Source organism: Streptomyces sp. NPDC026301 (genome assembly GCF_055567935.1).
Window position 1 is genome coordinate 18,770 of the sequence record NZ_JBVHPN010000033.1, and the last position, 15,115, is coordinate 33,884.

A 15,115-nucleotide genomic window follows, 5' to 3' on the forward strand; every position below is an offset into this window, starting at 1 on the left:
GTACGGCCGGTCGGTTGCGGGGTGGTGGCGGCCGGGCCGCCCGGGGGCGGCACAGCGGCCGGGGTCGGGGCGGTCATACCCGGCCCGCCTTGCGCTCATTGGCCAGCAGCCACAGCAGATAGCCGCCGCCCAGTACGCCGGTGACCACGCCGACCGGGATCTGGTCGGCGCCGAAGACCCGCTGCGAGAGGAGGTCGGCGAGGACCAGCAGGACCGCGCCCATGAGGGCCGAGGGCAGCAGGTTGGGGCCGGTGGCGCGGGTGAGGCGGCGGGCGAGCTGCGGCGCGGTGAGCGCGACGAAGGCGATGGGTCCGGCGGCGGCGGTGGCGGACGCGGTCAGGATGACGGCGGCCAGCAGCGCGACGATGCGGACGCGGCCCGTCCGCACGCCGAGCGCGGCGGCCGAGTCGTCGCCCATCTCCAGCATGGCCAGCGGCCGGCCGCACAGCACGATCACCGGGACCATGACGACGCAGACCGCGGCCAGCGGCCACACCTGGTCCCAGTCGCGGCCGCTGAGGGAGCCGGTCATCCAGGTGGTGGCGCGGGTGGCCTCGACGATGTTCGCCTTGGTCATCAGGTACAGGACGATGGCGTAGAGCATGGCGGCGGCGCCGATGCCGACGAGGACGAAGCGGTAGCCGTGCACGCCGCGCTGCCAGGCGAGCAGGAAGATCATGACGCCGGTGAGGACGCCGCCGGCCACCGCGCCCATCGCGATGGCGACGGTGGAGCCCTGCAGGTACACGATGACGAGCAGGGCGCCGACGGAGGAGCCCTGTGCGAAGCCGAGCACGTCGGGGCTGCCGAGCGGGTTGCGGGTGACGGTCTGGAAGACCGCGCCGGCCAGCCCGAAGCAGACGCCGACCAGCAGCGCGACCAGGACCCTGGGCAGCCGCAGGTCGTTGACGATCAGTTCCTGGCCCGGGTTGCCGCCGCCGCTGAGGGTGGTGAGGACGTCCCCGAAGGACATCGGGTAGTCGCCGGTGCCGATGAGCAGGACGCCGGCCGCGAGCGCCACGAGGAGCAGCAGGAGGCCCGCCAGTACGGCCCTGGAGTGCAGCCGTACCGACAGCCCGCCGGCGGTGCGCAGGGCCCGCACGGCCGGGCGCGCGGAGGTCTTGGTGGGAGTGCTCACAGCTGTGCCATCTTCCGTCGCCGTACGAGATGGATGAAGACCGGGCCGCCGATGACGGCCGTGACGATGCCGACCTGGAGCTCGCCGGGCCGGGCCGCGATCCGGCCGATGATGTCGGCGCCGAGCAGCAGCACCGGCGAGAGGACCGCGGAGTACGGCAGGATCCAGCGCATGTCGGGGCCGGTGATGGCGCGGACGGCGTGCGGCACCATCAGGCCGACGTAGACGATCGGCCCGCAGGCGGCGGTGGCGGCGCCGCACAGCAGGGTGACGGCGACCATCGCGAGGACGCGGGTGCGGGTGAGCCGGGCGCCGAGCGCGCGGGCCTGGTCGTCGCCGAGCGCGACGGCGTTCAGCGGCCGGGCGACGAGCAGCGCGACCAGCACGCCGGCCGCGATGAAGGGGGCGATCTTCGCGACGGTGGGCATGGTCGCCGAGGCAAGCGAACCGACCGTCCAGAAGCGCATCTTGTCCAGGGACGCGGTGTCCATCAGCTCGACGGCGTTGAGGTAGCCGGTGAGGGCCGCGGTGAGGGCGGTACCGGCGAGCGCGAGCCGTACGGGCGTGGCGCTGCGGGTGCCGCCCAGGATGTACACGGCGGCGGAGACGGCGGCGGCGCCGAGGAAGGCGAACCACACGTACCCGGTGAGGGAGGTGACGCCGAAGAAGCTGATGGCGGTGACGACGGCGGCGGAGGCCCCGGCGTTGATGCCGAGGACGCCGGGGTCGGCGAGCGGGTTGCGGGTGAGCGCCTGCATGACGGCGCCGGCGAGGCCGAGGGCCGCGCCGGCGAGCAGACCGAGGAGGGTGCGGGGCAGCCGGACGTCGCGGACGATCACGTCGGTGTCGGTACCGGAGTAGTGCATGACGCCGTGCCAGACGTCGGCCACCGGTATCTGTTTCGAGCCGACGGCGATACCGAGGACGGTGATGACCGCGAGGATGCCGAGGGCGGCGAGGAGTCCCGCGGAGCGGGTGGCCTGCCGTCGTCGGGGCACCACGGGCGCGGCGGCTGCTTCAGGGGGGCTGTCGACCAACACGCCGTTTAGGTTAGCCTAACCTCCGTTGCCCACTCAGGTGCCTCCCCAGAGAGAAGTGCGTCCCTATGAGCATGTCCCCCAGACCTTCCCTGTCCCGACGCGGCCTGCTGGCGGCCGGCGGGGCCGTCGGCGTCGGCGCCCTGCTCGCCGCGTGCGGCAGCGAGAAGAGCTCGGGGTCGGCCGGCGGCGGAAGCAAGGGCGGGCCCTGGAGCTTCACCGACGACCGCAAGAAGAAGGTCTCCCTGAAGACTGTGCCACAGCGCATCGTCGCCTTCACCGGCACCGCCGCCGCGCTGCACGATTTCGGCATCGACGACCAGATCGTCGGCGTCTTCGGCCCCACCAAGCTGAAGAACGGCAAGCCCGACCCGCAGGCCGGTGACCTCGACATCTCCAAGGTCACCATCATCGGCAACGCCTACGGGCAGTTCAACGTCGAGAAGTACGCCGGGCTCGCCCCGGACCTGCTCGTGACGAACATGTACGAGCCGGGCGCTCTGTGGTTCGTGCCGGACGAGAGCAAGGACAAGATCACCAAGCTCGCCAAGAGCGTCGCGATCACCTCCTCCCGGACCCCGATGGTGAAGATCATCGAGCGGTACGCCGAACTCGCGGAGTCCCTCGGCGCCGACCTGAAGGCCAAGAAGGTCACCGACGCCAAGGCCCGCTTCGAGAAGGCCGCCGAACGGCTGCGCAAGGCCGCCAAGTCCAACCCGGTCAAGGTGCTCGCCTGCTCCGGCAGCCCCGACCTCTTCTACGCCTCCAACCCGGGCATCAACGCCGACCTCATGTACTTCAAGTCCCTCGGCGTGGACCTGATCGTCCCGGACCACCTGGACAAGGGCGGCTACTTCGAGTCCCTCAGCTGGGAGAACGCCGACAAGTACCAGGCGGACGTGCTGCTGCTCGACAACCGCACCGCCACCCTCCAGCCCAAGGCGCTGGCCGCCAAGCCCGCCTGGGCGAAGCTGCCCGCCGTCAAGGCGGACCAGATCGCCCCCTGGTCCAGCGAGCCCCGCTTCTCCTACGCGGGCGCAGCCCCGCTCGTCGAGGGCCTCGCCAAGGCCATCGAGGACGCCAAGAAGGTCAGCTGACGCGCCGGGGGCCGGCCGCGTGCCCCGCGGCCGGCCCCCCGCAACTCCACTCAAGGGAGGTTTTTCCCCGCATGACCACGACCGCCGCCCCCGCCACCGCCCCGTTCCGCTTCTTCGACCTGCACGTCGTGCGCACCCGCCGGCTCGGCCCCTCGATGGTCCGGATCACCTTCGGCGGCGCGCGCCTTTCGGAGCTGCTGACCGGCGGCCGCGACCAGCGGGTGAAACTCTTCTTCCCGCGGGAGCACCAGACCGTCCCGGTCTTCGACGACCAGGGCGACGGCTGGTACGCGGCGTGGCGCGGGCAGGACCCGGCCGAGCGCAGCATCATGCGGACGTACACGGTCCGCGCGCAGCGCCAGGACCCGGAGCCGGAGCTGGACGTGGACTTCGCGCTGCACGGCGCGGAGGAGGGGACCTCGGGACCGGCCGGGCGGTGGGCGGCGAACGCCGTGCCCGGCGACCGGGTCAGCGTGCTCGGGCCGGTCGTCGAGGACAACGGCGGCGTGGACTTCCGCCCGCCGCAGGGCACCGACTGGATCCTGCTGAGCGGCGACGAGACGGCCCTGCCGGCCATCGCCAACATCCTGGCCTGGCTCACCCCGGGCACCAAGGCCAAGGTGTGGATCGAGGTGGGCCACGCGGCGGACCGCCAGGAGCTGCCCTCCTTCGCCGACGCCGACATCACCTGGCTGGTGCGCGAGGAGTCGGCCACCGACCGTACCGAGCGGATGCTCGCGTCGGTGGGCGCCGCCGAGCTGCCCGAGGGCACGCCGTACGCCTGGATCGCGGGCGAGTCCGGCACCGTCAAGGCGCTCCGCCGGCACCTGGTCAAGGAGCGCGGCTTCGACCGCAGGGCCGTGAAATTCACCGGTTACTGGCGGCGCGGCGCCAGCGAGGAACAGCTGCTGGCCGAGCTCACGGCCGCCGCGCGGAACTGAGCGCACGAAGGGGCCCGTCCGCCGGACGGGCCCCTTTCCCCTGCCTACAGCGGTCCGTTCACAGCCCGAGGCGCGCCAGCGCCTTCCCCGCCTCGGCCGTGCACCGGCCGTCCCCGGCCGCCGTCCAGGCCGCCGCGCACAGCGCCCGCAGCCCGTCCAGAGGGGAGCCCTCGCCATCGAGTACGAGCACGTCCTCGGCCACCGAGGCGACCCAGCCACCGCACCGGAAGCCGCCGTCCGCCGCCGCCACCTCCGGCTGCGGCCCGAGGATGCCGCGCAGGTCGGCGTCCACGTACGTGGGGCGGTGCTGCGGCGGCGCGGCGAGCAGCTCGGCCGGCGTGGTCACGCCGGTGAGCACCAGCAGCGAGTCCACGCCGCCGTTGAACGCGCCCTCGATGTCGGTGTCCAGCCGGTCGCCCACCACCAGCGGCCGCTTCGCCCCCGTGCGCAGCACGGTCTCGCGGTGCATCGGCGGCTGCGGCTTGCCCGCGACCTGCGGCGTGCCGCCGGTGGCGATCCGTACGACCTCCACCAGCGCGCCGTTGCCCGGTGCGATGCCGCGCTCCTTCGGGATCGTCAGGTCGGTGTTGGCCGCGAACCACGGCACGCCGCGGCCGACCGCGTAGGCCGCCTCCGCCAGCTGCTCCCAGTTCTGCTTGGGGTCGTAGCCCTGCACCACGGCGGCGGGGTCGTCCTCGGCCGAGTCCACGGGCACCAGCCCCCGCTCGCGCAGCGCGACCTTCAGCCCCTCACCGCCGATCGCCAGCACCCTCGCGCCGTCCGGCACCTGACCGGCGATCAGCCGGGCGACCGCCTGCGCGGAGGTGACGACGTCGCCCGCCTCCGTGGGCAGGCCGTACCCGGTCAGCTGCCCGGCCACGGTGTCGGGGGTGCGCGCCGCGTTGTTCGTCACGTACGCCAGGTGCATCCCGCCGTCCCGCGCGGTGGTCAGCGACTCCACGGCGTACGGGATGGCCGACCCGCCCGCGTAGACGACGCCGTCCAGGTCCAGCAGCGCCGTGTCGTACGCCTCGCTCAGCGTCCGTTCGCTGCCCTCCGGCCGCGTCCGCACCCGCTCGTCCATGCCGTCCAGCTCCTTAACCATCCATACCGCGCGCAAACGGCCTTTTCCCGCCGCATTGCGCTTCTCCCCCGATCATCCCTCACCGCCCCGACCGGCATAGCATTTGCCAATGACCAGCACCGACGGCCTGCGCCTGGACACCTTTCGCGGACTGCGCTACGCACCCCACCGGGTGAGCAGTCTCACCGCGGTCACCTCGCCCCCGTACGACGTGGTGGTCCGGCCGGACGGCGTCCGGCACCTGGAGACCGCCGATCCGTACAACATCGTCCGGCTGATCCTGCCGCACGCCGTGGACCCGGCGACCCGGCACCGCAAGGCCGCCGACACGCTCGCCCGCTGGCGCGCCGAGGGGGTACTGGCGCCCGATCCGCAGCCCGCGCTGTACGTGTACGAGCAGCGCAGGGGCGATGTGCTGCAGCGCGGCATCATCGGGGCGCTGGGGCTGGACGGGCCGGTGCTGCCGCACGAGGACGTGATCGCCGAGGTGGTCGAGGACCGGGCCGCGCTGATGCGTACCGCGGCCGCAAATTTCGAGCCGCTTTTGCTTTCGTACCGGGGCGAGGGGACGGCGAGCGGCGCCACGGCGGTGATCGAGCGCACCACGCGGCGGCCGCCGCTGCTGGCCACCACGACCGAGGACGGCTTCGCGCACCGGCTGTGGGCGGTGACCGACCCGGCCGAACTGGCGGCGGTGGACGCGGATCTGTCGGCCCGGCAGGCGCTGATCGCGGACGGGCATCACCGTTGGGCGACGTACCAGCGGCTCGCCGCGGAGCGCGGGGGCAGCACCGCCTCGGCCTGGTCGCGCGGCCTGGTGCTGCTGGTCGACACCGCCCGTTACCCGCTGCGGGTGCGGGCCATCCACCGCGTGCTGCCGCATCTGCCCCTGGAGCGGGCGCTGGCGGAGCTGGACGGCGCCTTCCGCGCGCGCGAGGTGCCCGGGCCGCTGCCCACGGCGCTGGAAGCGCTGGACGCGGCGCAGGGCAACGCCTTCCTGCTCGCCTCGGGCCCGGACTCCTTCCGGCTGCTGGACAGCCCCGATCCGCGGCTGCTGGCGCGGGCGATCCGTACGGACCGGCCGGAGGCGTGGCGGCGGCTGGATGCCACCGTTCTGCACTCCGTTCTGCTGGACGAGGTGTGGCGGATTCCGGACCACCCGGAGGGCATCCGCTACATCCACGACACGGACGCGGCGCTCGAACAGGCCGCGAAGCACGGCGGTACGGCGGTCCTGATGCGGGCCGTCGACGAGGAGACGGTCCGTCTGATCGCCGCGCAGGGCGTGACGATGCCGCGCAAGTCCACCTCGTTCGGCCCGAAGCCGGCGACGGGTCTGGTGCTGCGCACGCTCGACGACGACTGAGGCGCCGCCCCGAGCCCTCCTGGAACGCCCCGCGCGCCCTTCCCTGGACACCCCCTGCCCACACCGATATCGGGTTAGGTTAGGCTTACCTCACCAAGTCGACGGGCCGGGGGTTTTCCCCACCCGTCCCGCGCGGGCAACGCCCGTACCAGGGAGGACACGTTCATGACTTTCCTCGCGCCCACCGCCGAGGACCCGTCGCAGGCCCCTGCCTCCGCCCTCACCGGCAGCAAGGACCACCTGCTCAACGACGCCACCGTCCAGTACTACCGCGACGCGGTACGCGACGGAGTCGACCGGGTGGCCGCCAAACTCGCGGCGACGGACCGTCCCTTCACCGGCATGACCGCGGACCGGCTCGCGCCCGCGGTGCGCGGGATCGACCTGGAGACACCGCTCGGCGACCCCGCGGCGGCCCTGGACGAGCTGGAGGACATCTACCTCCGCGACGCGGTCTACTTCCACCACCCGCGCTACCTCGCCCACCTCAACTGCCCGGTGGTCATCCCCGCCGTGGTCGGCGAGGCCGTGCTCTCCGCCGTCAACTCCTCCCTGGACACCTGGGACCAGAGCGCCGGCGGCACTCTCATCGAACAGCGCCTCATCGAGTGGACCGCGGGCCGCATCGGCTTCGGCGAGGACGCCGACGGCGTCTTCACCAGCGGCGGCACCCAGTCCAACCTGCAGGCCATGCTGCTCGCCCGCGACGAGGCCCGCAGCCTCGCCCGCGAAGCGCACCCGCACCTGGACGACACCGAGATCCGCACCCGGCTGCGCATCCTCACCTCCCAGGTCAGCCACTTCAGCATCGAGAAGTCCGCCACCCTCCTCGGCCTCACCCCCGACGCCGTCATCGCGATCCCCGTCGACGAGGAGAAGCGGCTGCGCACCGACGCCCTGGAGAAGGAGCTGACCCGGTGCGCCGAGGAGGGCCTGATCCCGATGGCCGTCGTCGCCACCGCGGGCACCACCGACTTCGGCTCCATCGACCCGCTCCCCGAGATCGCCGCGCTCTGCGCCCGCGAAGGCGTGTGGATGCACGTGGACGCCGCGTACGGCTGCGGACTGCTGATCTCCCGCCGCCGCCACTACCTCGACGGCATCGAGAACGCCGACTCGGTCACCGTGGACTACCACAAGTCCTTCTTCCAGCCGGTCAGCTCCAGCGCCGTCATCGTCCGCGACCGCACCACCCTGCGGCACGTCACGTACCACGCCGACTACCTCAACCCGGAGCGGATGGCGAAGAAGCGCATCCCCAACCAGGTCGACAAGTCGCTCCAGACCACCCGCCGCTTCGACGCGCTCAAGCTCTGGATGACGCTGCGCATCATGGGCGCCGACCAGGTCGGCGAGCTCTTCGACGACGTCGTGGACCGCGCCGCCGACGGCTGGCGCCTCCTCGATACGGATGACCGCTTCGAGGTCGTCACCCGCCCCACGCTCTCCACCCTGGTCTTCCGTTACGTACCGGACCGGAACACGGACCCCGAGACCGTCGACCGGATCAACCTCCACGCCCGCGAGGCGCTCGCCGCCTCCGGCGAGGCCGTCATCGCCTCCACCGTCGTCGACGGCCGCCACTACCTCAAGTTCACCCTGCTCAACCCCGAGACCACCCTCGGCGACATCGCCACGGTGCTCGATCTGATCGCCGAGCACGCCGGCTCCCGCCTCGCCGAAGAGGCCACGCCGGAACTCACCAGCGCTCACTGACCGCCCCCACCGGAGACACCGTGCCCACCAACGCCCCGCACGCCACATCTGTACACGACTTCATCGCCATCGGCCTCGGGCCGTTCAACCTCGGTCTGGCCTGCCTGACCGAACCGCTCGCCGAACTCGACGGCCTCTTCCTGGAGTCCAAGCCCGACTTCGAGTGGCACTCGGGGATGTTCCTGGAAGGCGCCCACCTCCAGACCCCGTTCATGGCCGACCTGGTCACCCTCGCCGACCCCACCTCCGAGTACTCCTTCCTGAACTACCTGAAGGAATCGGGCCGGCTGTACTCCTTCTACATCCGCGAGAACTTCTATCCGCTGCGCGAGGAGTACAACGACTACTGCCGCTGGGCCGCCGCGAAACTCCGCAGCGTCCGCTTCGGCCACCGGGTCACCTCGGTCGAGTACGACGAGCGGGACGAGCTGTACCTCGTCCACGGCACCGACCTGGCGACCGGCGAGCGGCGCACCCACCGCGGCCGCCGCCTCGTGCTGGGCACCGGCACCCCGCCCCACCTCCCCGAGTCCTGCCGGGACCTGGGCGGCGACCTGATCCACAACTCGCGTTACATGCCGAACAAGGAAGCCCTCCAGGCCAAGGACTCGATCACCCTGGTCGGCAGCGGCCAGAGCGCCGCGGAGATCTACTACGACCTGCTCTCCGAGATCGACGTCCACGGCTACAAGCTCAACTGGGTCACCCGCTCCCCGCGCTTCTTCCCGCTGGAGTACACCAAGCTCACGCTGGAGATGACCTCCCCCGAGTACGTGGACTACTTCCACGCGCTCCCCGAGGCCACCCGCTACCGCCTGGAGTCCGAGCAGAAGGGCCTCTTCAAGGGCATCGACTCGGAGCTCATCGACGCGATCTTCGACCTGCTCTACCAGAAGAACCTCAAGGGCCCGGTCCAGGCCCGGCTGTTCACCAACACCGCGCTGAACGACGCGTCGTACGACGAGACCACCGGCACGTACACGCTGGACCTGCGCCACGAGGAGCAGGAGCGGGACTTCGCCCTGGAGACCCAGGGCCTGATCCTCGCCACCGGCTACCGCTACACCACCCCGGACTTCCTGGCCCCGGTCGCCGACCGCATCCGCCTGGACGGCCAGGGCCGCTTCGACGTCGCCCGCAACTACAGCGTCGACCACAGCGGCCAGGGCGTCTTCCTGCAGAACGCCGGCGTGCACACGCACAGCATCACCTCGCCCGACCTGGGCATGGGTCCCTACCGCAACGCGTACATCATCGCGGAAATGCTGGGCCGCCAGCCCTACGCCGTGGAGAAGACCATCGCGTTCCAGGAATTCGGAGCACCGGAAGGCATCGTCCGATGAGCAACATCAACGGCAGCACGAAGAGCGACGGCGCGCAGAGCGGCATCCTCTTCACCCGTACCGACCCCGCGCTCGGCGAGTTCGCCGTCCGCGCGCTCGACCCCCTGCAGGACGCCGAGCTGCTGCACGGCTGGGTCACCCACCCCAAGGCGTCCTTCTGGATGATGCAGGACGCCACGCTCCCCGACGTGGAGCGCGAGTACATGAGCATCTCCGCCGCCGAGCACCACGACGCGTTCATCGGACTGCACAACGGCCGCCCCGCCTTCCTCATGGAGCGGTACGACCCGGCCCACGTCGAGCTGGTCGGCCTCTACGACCCCGAGCCGGGCGACGTCGGCATGCACTTCCTGACCGCGCCCAGCGACACCCCCGTGCACGGCTTCACCCGAGCCGTCATCACCACCGTCATGGCGATGCTCTTCGAGGACCCGGCCACCGCCCGCGTCGTCGTCGAGCCCGATGTACACAACAAGGCCGTCCAGGCCCTCAACGAAGCCGTCGGCTTCGAGATCGTCCGGAAGATCGCCAAGCCGGAGAAGGACGCCTACCTCAGCACCTGCACCCGCGAGCAGTACCTTGCGGCGATAGGAGTGACCACCCGATGAACGCCGCCACCACCCCCCGCGACGCCGTGGCCCACCTGACCCCCGACCTGTGGGACCGGGCCGGCCGCCTCCTCATACGCAAGGCGCTCGCCGAGTTCACCCACGAACGCCTCCTCACCCCCCGCCCGATGCTGGACGGCCGCTACTCCGTCCGCAGCGACGACGGCACCGTGGAGTACCGCTTCGCCGCCCAGGTCCTCACCCTCGACCACTGGCAGATCGACGCCGACTCGATCACCCGGCACCGCGAGGACACCGATCTCCCCCTCGACGCCGTCGAGTTCTTCATCGAACTGCGCGACGCGCTCGGCCTCAGCGACGAGATCCTCCCGGTCTACCTGGAAGAGATCAGCTCCACCCTCTCCGGCACCGCGTACAAACTGACCAAGGACCACGTCCCGGCCGACGAGCTCGCGAAGGCCGACTTCCAGGACATCGAGACCGGCATGACCGAGGGCCACCCCTGCTTCGTGGCCAACAACGGCCGCCTCGGCTTCGGCATCCACGAATACAGCGCGTACGCCCCCGAGGCCGCGGCCCCGATCCAGCTCATCTGGCTGGCAGCGCGCCGCGACCGCGCCACCTTCACCGCCGGCGCGGGCCTGGACTACGAGGCCCTGATGCACGCGGAGCTCGGCGAGCCCACGCTCTCCCGCTTCGCCTCGGTGATGGCCGAGCAGGGCCTGGACCTCGCCGACTACCTCCTCCTCCCCGTCCACCCCTGGCAGTGGTGGAACAAGCTCTCCGTCACCTTCGCCGCCGAGGTCGCCCAGCAGCGCCTGGTCTGCCTCGGCCCCGGTGACGACGAGTACCTCGCGCAGCAGTCCATCCGGACCTTCTTCAACACGAGCAACCCCGAGCGCCACTACGTCAAAACGGCACTCTCGGTCCTCAACATGGGCTTCATGCGCGGCCTCTCCGCCGCGTACATGGAGGCCACGCCCGCCATCAACGACTGGCTGGCCGGCCTCATCGAGAGCGACCCGGTCCTGCGCGGCACCGGCCTGACGATCATCCGCGAGCGCGCCGCCATCGGCTACCACCACCGCCAGTACGAAGAGGCCACCACCAAGGGCTCCCCGTACCGCAAGATGCTCGCCGCGCTCTGGCGCGAGTCCCCGGTGCCCACGCTCGAACCGGGCCAGCGCCTCGCCACCATGGCCTCCCTCCTCCACACCGACCGCGACGGCGCCTCCTTCGCGGGCGCGCTGATGCGCGAGTCCGGCCTGAGCGCCGTCGAGTGGCTGCGCCGGTACCTCAAGGCGTACTTCACGCCCCTCCTGCACAGCTTCTACGCCTACGACCTGGTCTTCATGCCGCACGGCGAGAACGTCATCCTCGTCATCGAGAACGGCGTCGTGCAGCGCGCGATCTACAAGGACATCGCCGAGGAGATCGCGGTGATGGACCCCGACGCGGTCCTCCCCCCGGCCGTCGAGCGCATCCGCGCCGAGGTCCCCGAGGACAAGAAGCTCCTGTCGATCTTCACCGACGTCTTCGACTGCTTCTTCCGCTTCCTCAACGGCATCCTCGTCACCGAGGGCCTGGTCGACGAGGAGACCTTCTGGCGCACGGTCGCGGAGTGCGTCACCGAGTACCAGGCGTCCGCGCCCGAACTCGCGGACAAGTTCGCCCAGTACGACATGTTCGCCGAGGAGTTCGCGCTCTCCTGCCTGAACCGTCTCCAGCTGCGCAACAACAAGGAGATGGTCAACCTCCAGGACCCGGCCGGCGCCCTCCAGCTGATCGGCAACCTGCGCAACCCGATCGCCCGCTTCGGCCCGGACACGGCCACGGCCACGGAGACGACCGCGGTGGCGTGACACCGCGGTGACGGCCGCCCGCTTCGACGGTCCGGGGCGGGCGACCGGAAACGCAAGAGGGCGGGATCCCTATGGGATCCCGCCCTCTTCGCTGTGCGGTGCGGTGCTGCGCAGCGCAGCGCTTAAGCGTCCGCGCTTACTTGTCCGCGTCCGGCGCGTCCTCGTCGGTTACTTCGCCCGCCTCGGCCTTGGCCTTGGCGTCGGCCTCGGCCTTGGCCTCGGCGTCGGAGAAGGTGGGGACTACGGGGGCGGCGGGAGCGGGCTCGTCGGCCTCGACGGCCTCCTCGACCTCCTCGGTCTTGGTGTCGCCTTCCTCCGCGTCCTCGTCCTCGGCCTTGGCGACGGCGTTGGTGCCACCGTCAACCGCCTCGTCCTCGTCGGTCTCGTCCTCGTCCGCCAGGGCGTCCGTGAACTCCACGCCGTCCAGCTCCGCCAGCCGGTCCGACGCATCCGTCGTACCGCCCTGGTCGGCCTCCAGCGCCTTCGCGAACCACTCGCGCGCCTCTTCCTCGCGGCCGACCTCCAGCAGCGCGTCGGCGTACGCGTAGCGCAGCCGCGCGGTCCACGGCTGTACCGCGTTGGACGCCAGCTCGGGGCTCTGCAGCGTGACGACGGCGGCGTCCGCCTGGCCCATGTCGCGCCGGGCACCCGCCGCGACCAGCCGCATCTCGACCTGCCCGGACTTGTCCAGCCGCTGCACCTCGGGCTCGCCGGCCATGGCGAGGGCCTTCTCGGGCCGGCCCATGCCGCGCTCGCAGTCGGCCATCACCGGCCACAGCTCCGCGCTGCCCGTCATCCGGCGCGCCGCCCGGAACTCCGCCAGCGCCTCGCTGTACTTGCCGAAGCCGTACGCGGCGAAGCCGGCCGCCTCGCGGACGGCGGCGACGCGGGACGCGAGCCGCAGCGCGATACGCGAGTACTCGTACGCCCGCTCGGGGTCCTCGTCCAGCAGCTTCGCCACCATCACGAGGTTCCGCGCGACGTCCTCGGCGAGCGTCTTCGGCAGGCTCAGCAGCTCCTGCCGCACGTCCTTGTCGATCTCGTCACCGGTGACGTCGTCCGGAATCGGCAGCCGCTTGATCGGCTCCCGGTCCCGACGGTCGTCCCGGCGGTCATCACGCCGGTCGTCCCGGCCCTGCCCGTACGGCCGACGCCCACCACGGTCGTCGTCACGCCGGAACCCGCCGCGCTCGCCGCCACGGTCATCGCGACGGAACCCACCACGGTCACCGCCGCGGTCGTCACGCCGGTCGTCACGACGGAACCCACCGCGCTCGCCGCCGCGGTCGTCACGACGGAAGCCCCCGCGGTCACCACCACGGTCATCCCGGCGGAAGCCACCCCGGTCACCGCCGCGGTCACCACCGCGGTCACCACCGCGGTCCGCACCGCGGTCGTCACGACGGAAGCCGCCGCGCTCGCCGCCACGGTCGTCGCGACGGAACCCGCCGCGGTCGCCACCGCGGTCGTCCTCGCGACGGGGGCCACGCGGCCGGTCGTCACGACGGTCATCACGCCGGTCCGCGCCACGGTCGTCGCGACGGAAGCCGCCGCGGTCGCCACCACGGTCGTTGCTGCGGTCGTCGCGACGGAACCCGCCACGGTCGTCCTCACGACGCGGCCCACGCGGCCGGTCATCACGCCGGTCCGCACCACGGTCATCGCGACGGAACCCACCGCGGTCCGCACCGCGGTCGTCACGGCGGAAACCGCCCCGCTCGCCGCCACGGTCATCGCGACGGAAACCGCCGCGGTCGCCACCGCGGTCGTCCTCGCGACGGGGACCACGCGGCCGGTCATCACGCCGGTCCGCACCACGGTCATCGCGGCGGAAGCCGCCCCGCTCGCCACCACGGTCGTTGCTGCGGTCATCGCGGCGGAACCCGCCACGGTCGTCCTCGCGACGCGGCCCACGCGGCCGGTCATCACGCCGGTCGTCACGGCGGAACCCACCACGGTCGGCACCGCGATCCGCACCGCGGAAGCCGCCGCGCTCACCACCACGGTCGTTGCTGCGGTCGTCCCGACGGAAACCGCCACGGTCGCCACCGCGGTCCGCGCCGCGGTCGTCACGGCGGAAACCGCCCCGCTCGCCGCCGCGGTCATCGCGACGGAAGCCCCCGCGGTCACCGCCGCGGTCGCCACCGCGGTCGTCCTCGCGACGGGGACCACGCGGCCGGTCGTCACGACGGTCATCACGCCGGTCCGCACCGCGGTCGTCGCGCCGGAACCCACCGCGGTCGCCACCACGCTCGTTACTGCGGTCGTCGCGACGGAACCCGCCGCGCTCGCCGCCACGGTCGTCGCGACGGAAGCCGCCCCGCTCGCCGCCGCGCTCGTTACCGCGGTCGTCACGACGGCCATAACCGCCGCCGGCGCCTCCGGCGCCACGCGCGGCACCCGCGCCACCGGGACGGCTGCCGCGGTCATCGCGACGCGGCCCCCGGTCATCACGACGGGAGTCGCGCCGGTCACCACCATCGCGCCAGCGCGGCTGGCGCTCCGATCGGTCGTCGGGAGAGTTGGTGGACATCGACGTGACTCCTGTCTTCGGTACTGCTGGTCATTCTCACGCACCGACCAGTTCGGCGCGCTTCGGCAAAACAAAAAGGACCCTTGGTCCCAGCATGAACGCTGGGACCAAGGGTCCTGAAAGATTGTTCGGCGGCGTCCTACTCTCCCACAGGGTCCCCCCTGCAGTACCATCGGCGCGGAAAGGCTTAGCTTCCGGGTTCGGAATGTAACCGGGCGTTTCCCTAACGCTATGACCACCGAAACCCTATCGGGTTCGAGCGAACAAGCACACTCTTCAGTTAAATGAAGTGAAACTTGGTTCAACCGGTGCGACTGTTCGCAACCCGGGAACCACACAGTGGACGCGAGCAACTGAGGACAAGCCCTCGGCCTATTAGTACCAGTCAACTCCACCCGTTACCGGGCTTCCATATCTGGCCTATCAACC

Annotated in this window: 11 protein-coding genes, 1 rRNA gene and 1 pseudogene; 7 read left to right on the forward strand and 6 right to left on the reverse strand. The window is 71.5% G+C overall.

Going from position 1 to position 15,115, the window contains the following annotated elements; genetic code table 11:
• Positions 1 to 73: 73 nt before the first annotated feature.
• Together ACZ4MH_RS33190 and ACZ4MH_RS33195 are read right to left on the reverse strand one after the other, a co-directional pair.
• Positions 74 to 1,138, reverse strand: coding sequence for a FecCD family ABC transporter permease (locus tag ACZ4MH_RS33190; RefSeq protein ID WP_351599342.1), 1,065 nt, complete (start codon positions 1,136 to 1,138; stop codon positions 74 to 76).
• Positions 1,135 to 2,178, reverse strand: a complete 1,044-nt coding sequence (locus ACZ4MH_RS33195) for a FecCD family ABC transporter permease (protein WP_351599343.1) — start codon at positions 2,176 to 2,178, stop codon at positions 1,135 to 1,137. The genes ACZ4MH_RS33190 and ACZ4MH_RS33195 overlap by 4 nt, the downstream gene beginning before the upstream one ends.
• 65 nt (positions 2,179 to 2,243) lie before the next feature.
• On the opposite strand from ACZ4MH_RS33195, the gene ACZ4MH_RS33200 reads away from it, so the two are divergent.
• A complete protein-coding gene (locus ACZ4MH_RS33200) occupies positions 2,244 to 3,272 on the forward strand; it encodes an ABC transporter substrate-binding protein (protein ID WP_467754840.1) in 1,029 nt (342 codons plus the stop codon).
• Positions 3,273 to 3,343: 71 nt separating this feature from the next.
• Complete coding sequence (locus ACZ4MH_RS33205) at positions 3,344 to 4,213, forward strand: siderophore-interacting protein (RefSeq protein ID WP_351599345.1); 870 nt, start codon at positions 3,344 to 3,346, stop codon at positions 4,211 to 4,213.
• A gap of 58 nt (positions 4,214 to 4,271) precedes the next feature.
• On the opposite strand, the gene ACZ4MH_RS33210 is transcribed toward ACZ4MH_RS33205, so the two are convergent.
• Positions 4,272 to 5,297, reverse strand: a complete 1,026-nt coding sequence (locus ACZ4MH_RS33210; protein WP_351599346.1) for an HAD-IIA family hydrolase — start codon at positions 5,295 to 5,297, stop codon at positions 4,272 to 4,274.
• A 109-nt stretch (positions 5,298 to 5,406) separates the two neighbouring features.
• Here ACZ4MH_RS33210 and ACZ4MH_RS33215 point away from each other — a divergent pair, with 109 nt between their 5' ends.
• The 5 genes from ACZ4MH_RS33215 (at position 5,407) to ACZ4MH_RS33235 (ending at position 12,153) form a co-directional block, all read left to right on the forward strand.
• A complete protein-coding gene (locus ACZ4MH_RS33215) occupies positions 5,407 to 6,663 on the forward strand; it encodes a DUF1015 domain-containing protein (RefSeq protein WP_351599347.1) in 1,257 nt (418 codons plus the stop codon).
• A gap of 165 nt (positions 6,664 to 6,828) precedes the next feature.
• Complete coding sequence (locus tag ACZ4MH_RS33220; protein WP_351599348.1) at positions 6,829 to 8,379, forward strand: pyridoxal phosphate-dependent decarboxylase family protein; 1,551 nt, start codon at positions 6,829 to 6,831, stop codon at positions 8,377 to 8,379.
• Positions 8,380 to 8,399: 20 nt separating this feature from the next.
• Positions 8,400 to 9,722 carry a lysine N(6)-hydroxylase/L-ornithine N(5)-oxygenase family protein gene (locus ACZ4MH_RS33225; protein WP_351599349.1) on the forward strand — a complete coding sequence of 441 codons (1,323 nt, stop codon included), beginning with the start codon at positions 8,400 to 8,402 and terminating at the stop codon, positions 9,720 to 9,722.
• Positions 9,719 to 10,330: a GNAT family N-acetyltransferase gene (locus tag ACZ4MH_RS33230; RefSeq protein ID WP_351599350.1), complete on the forward strand. Its 612-nt coding sequence runs from the start codon at positions 9,719 to 9,721 to the stop codon at positions 10,328 to 10,330. Before ACZ4MH_RS33225 ends, ACZ4MH_RS33230 begins: the two co-directional genes overlap by 4 nt.
• Positions 10,327 to 12,153: an IucA/IucC family protein gene (locus ACZ4MH_RS33235; RefSeq protein ID WP_351599351.1), complete on the forward strand. Its 1,827-nt coding sequence runs from the start codon at positions 10,327 to 10,329 to the stop codon at positions 12,151 to 12,153. The genes ACZ4MH_RS33230 and ACZ4MH_RS33235 overlap by 4 nt, the downstream gene beginning before the upstream one ends.
• A gap of 136 nt (positions 12,154 to 12,289) precedes the next feature.
• Here ACZ4MH_RS33235 and ACZ4MH_RS33240 read toward each other — a convergent pair whose 3' ends face one another.
• From ACZ4MH_RS33240 to rrf, 3 genes and pseudogenes are all read right to left on the reverse strand, one after another.
• The gene (locus ACZ4MH_RS33240) at positions 12,290 to 13,180 is read right to left on the reverse strand and encodes a tetratricopeptide repeat protein (RefSeq protein WP_351599352.1); all 891 of its coding nucleotides are present in this window, start codon (positions 13,178 to 13,180) and stop codon (positions 12,290 to 12,292) included.
• Between the two features lie 93 nt (positions 13,181 to 13,273).
• A pseudogene (locus tag ACZ4MH_RS33245) lies at positions 13,274 to 14,233 on the reverse strand (hypothetical protein); the annotation flags it as partial.
• Positions 14,234 to 14,812: 579 nt separating this feature from the next.
• A 5S ribosomal RNA gene (gene rrf / locus ACZ4MH_RS33250) occupies positions 14,813 to 14,929 on the reverse strand.
• Positions 14,930 to 15,115 lie beyond the last annotated feature (186 nt).

Excerpts from the sequence above, each read along its gene's own strand:
- ACZ4MH_RS33200 (WP_467754840.1), top strand. The coding sequence starts at position 2,244 with ATGAGCATGTCCCCCAGACCTTCCCTGTCCCGACGCGGCCTGCTGGCG.
- ACZ4MH_RS33205 (WP_351599345.1), top strand. The coding sequence starts at position 3,344 with ATGACCACGACCGCCGCCCCCGCCACCGCCCCGTTCCGCTTCTTCGAC.
- ACZ4MH_RS33210 (WP_351599346.1), bottom strand. The coding sequence starts at position 5,297 with ATGGACGAGCGGGTGCGGACGCGGCCGGAGGGCAGCGAACGGACGCTG.
- ACZ4MH_RS33215 (WP_351599347.1), top strand. The coding sequence starts at position 5,407 with ATGACCAGCACCGACGGCCTGCGCCTGGACACCTTTCGCGGACTGCGC.
- ACZ4MH_RS33220 (WP_351599348.1), top strand. The coding sequence starts at position 6,829 with ATGACTTTCCTCGCGCCCACCGCCGAGGACCCGTCGCAGGCCCCTGCC.
- ACZ4MH_RS33230 (WP_351599350.1), top strand. The coding sequence starts at position 9,719 with ATGAGCAACATCAACGGCAGCACGAAGAGCGACGGCGCGCAGAGCGGC.
- ACZ4MH_RS33235 (WP_351599351.1), top strand. The coding sequence starts at position 10,327 with ATGAACGCCGCCACCACCCCCCGCGACGCCGTGGCCCACCTGACCCCC.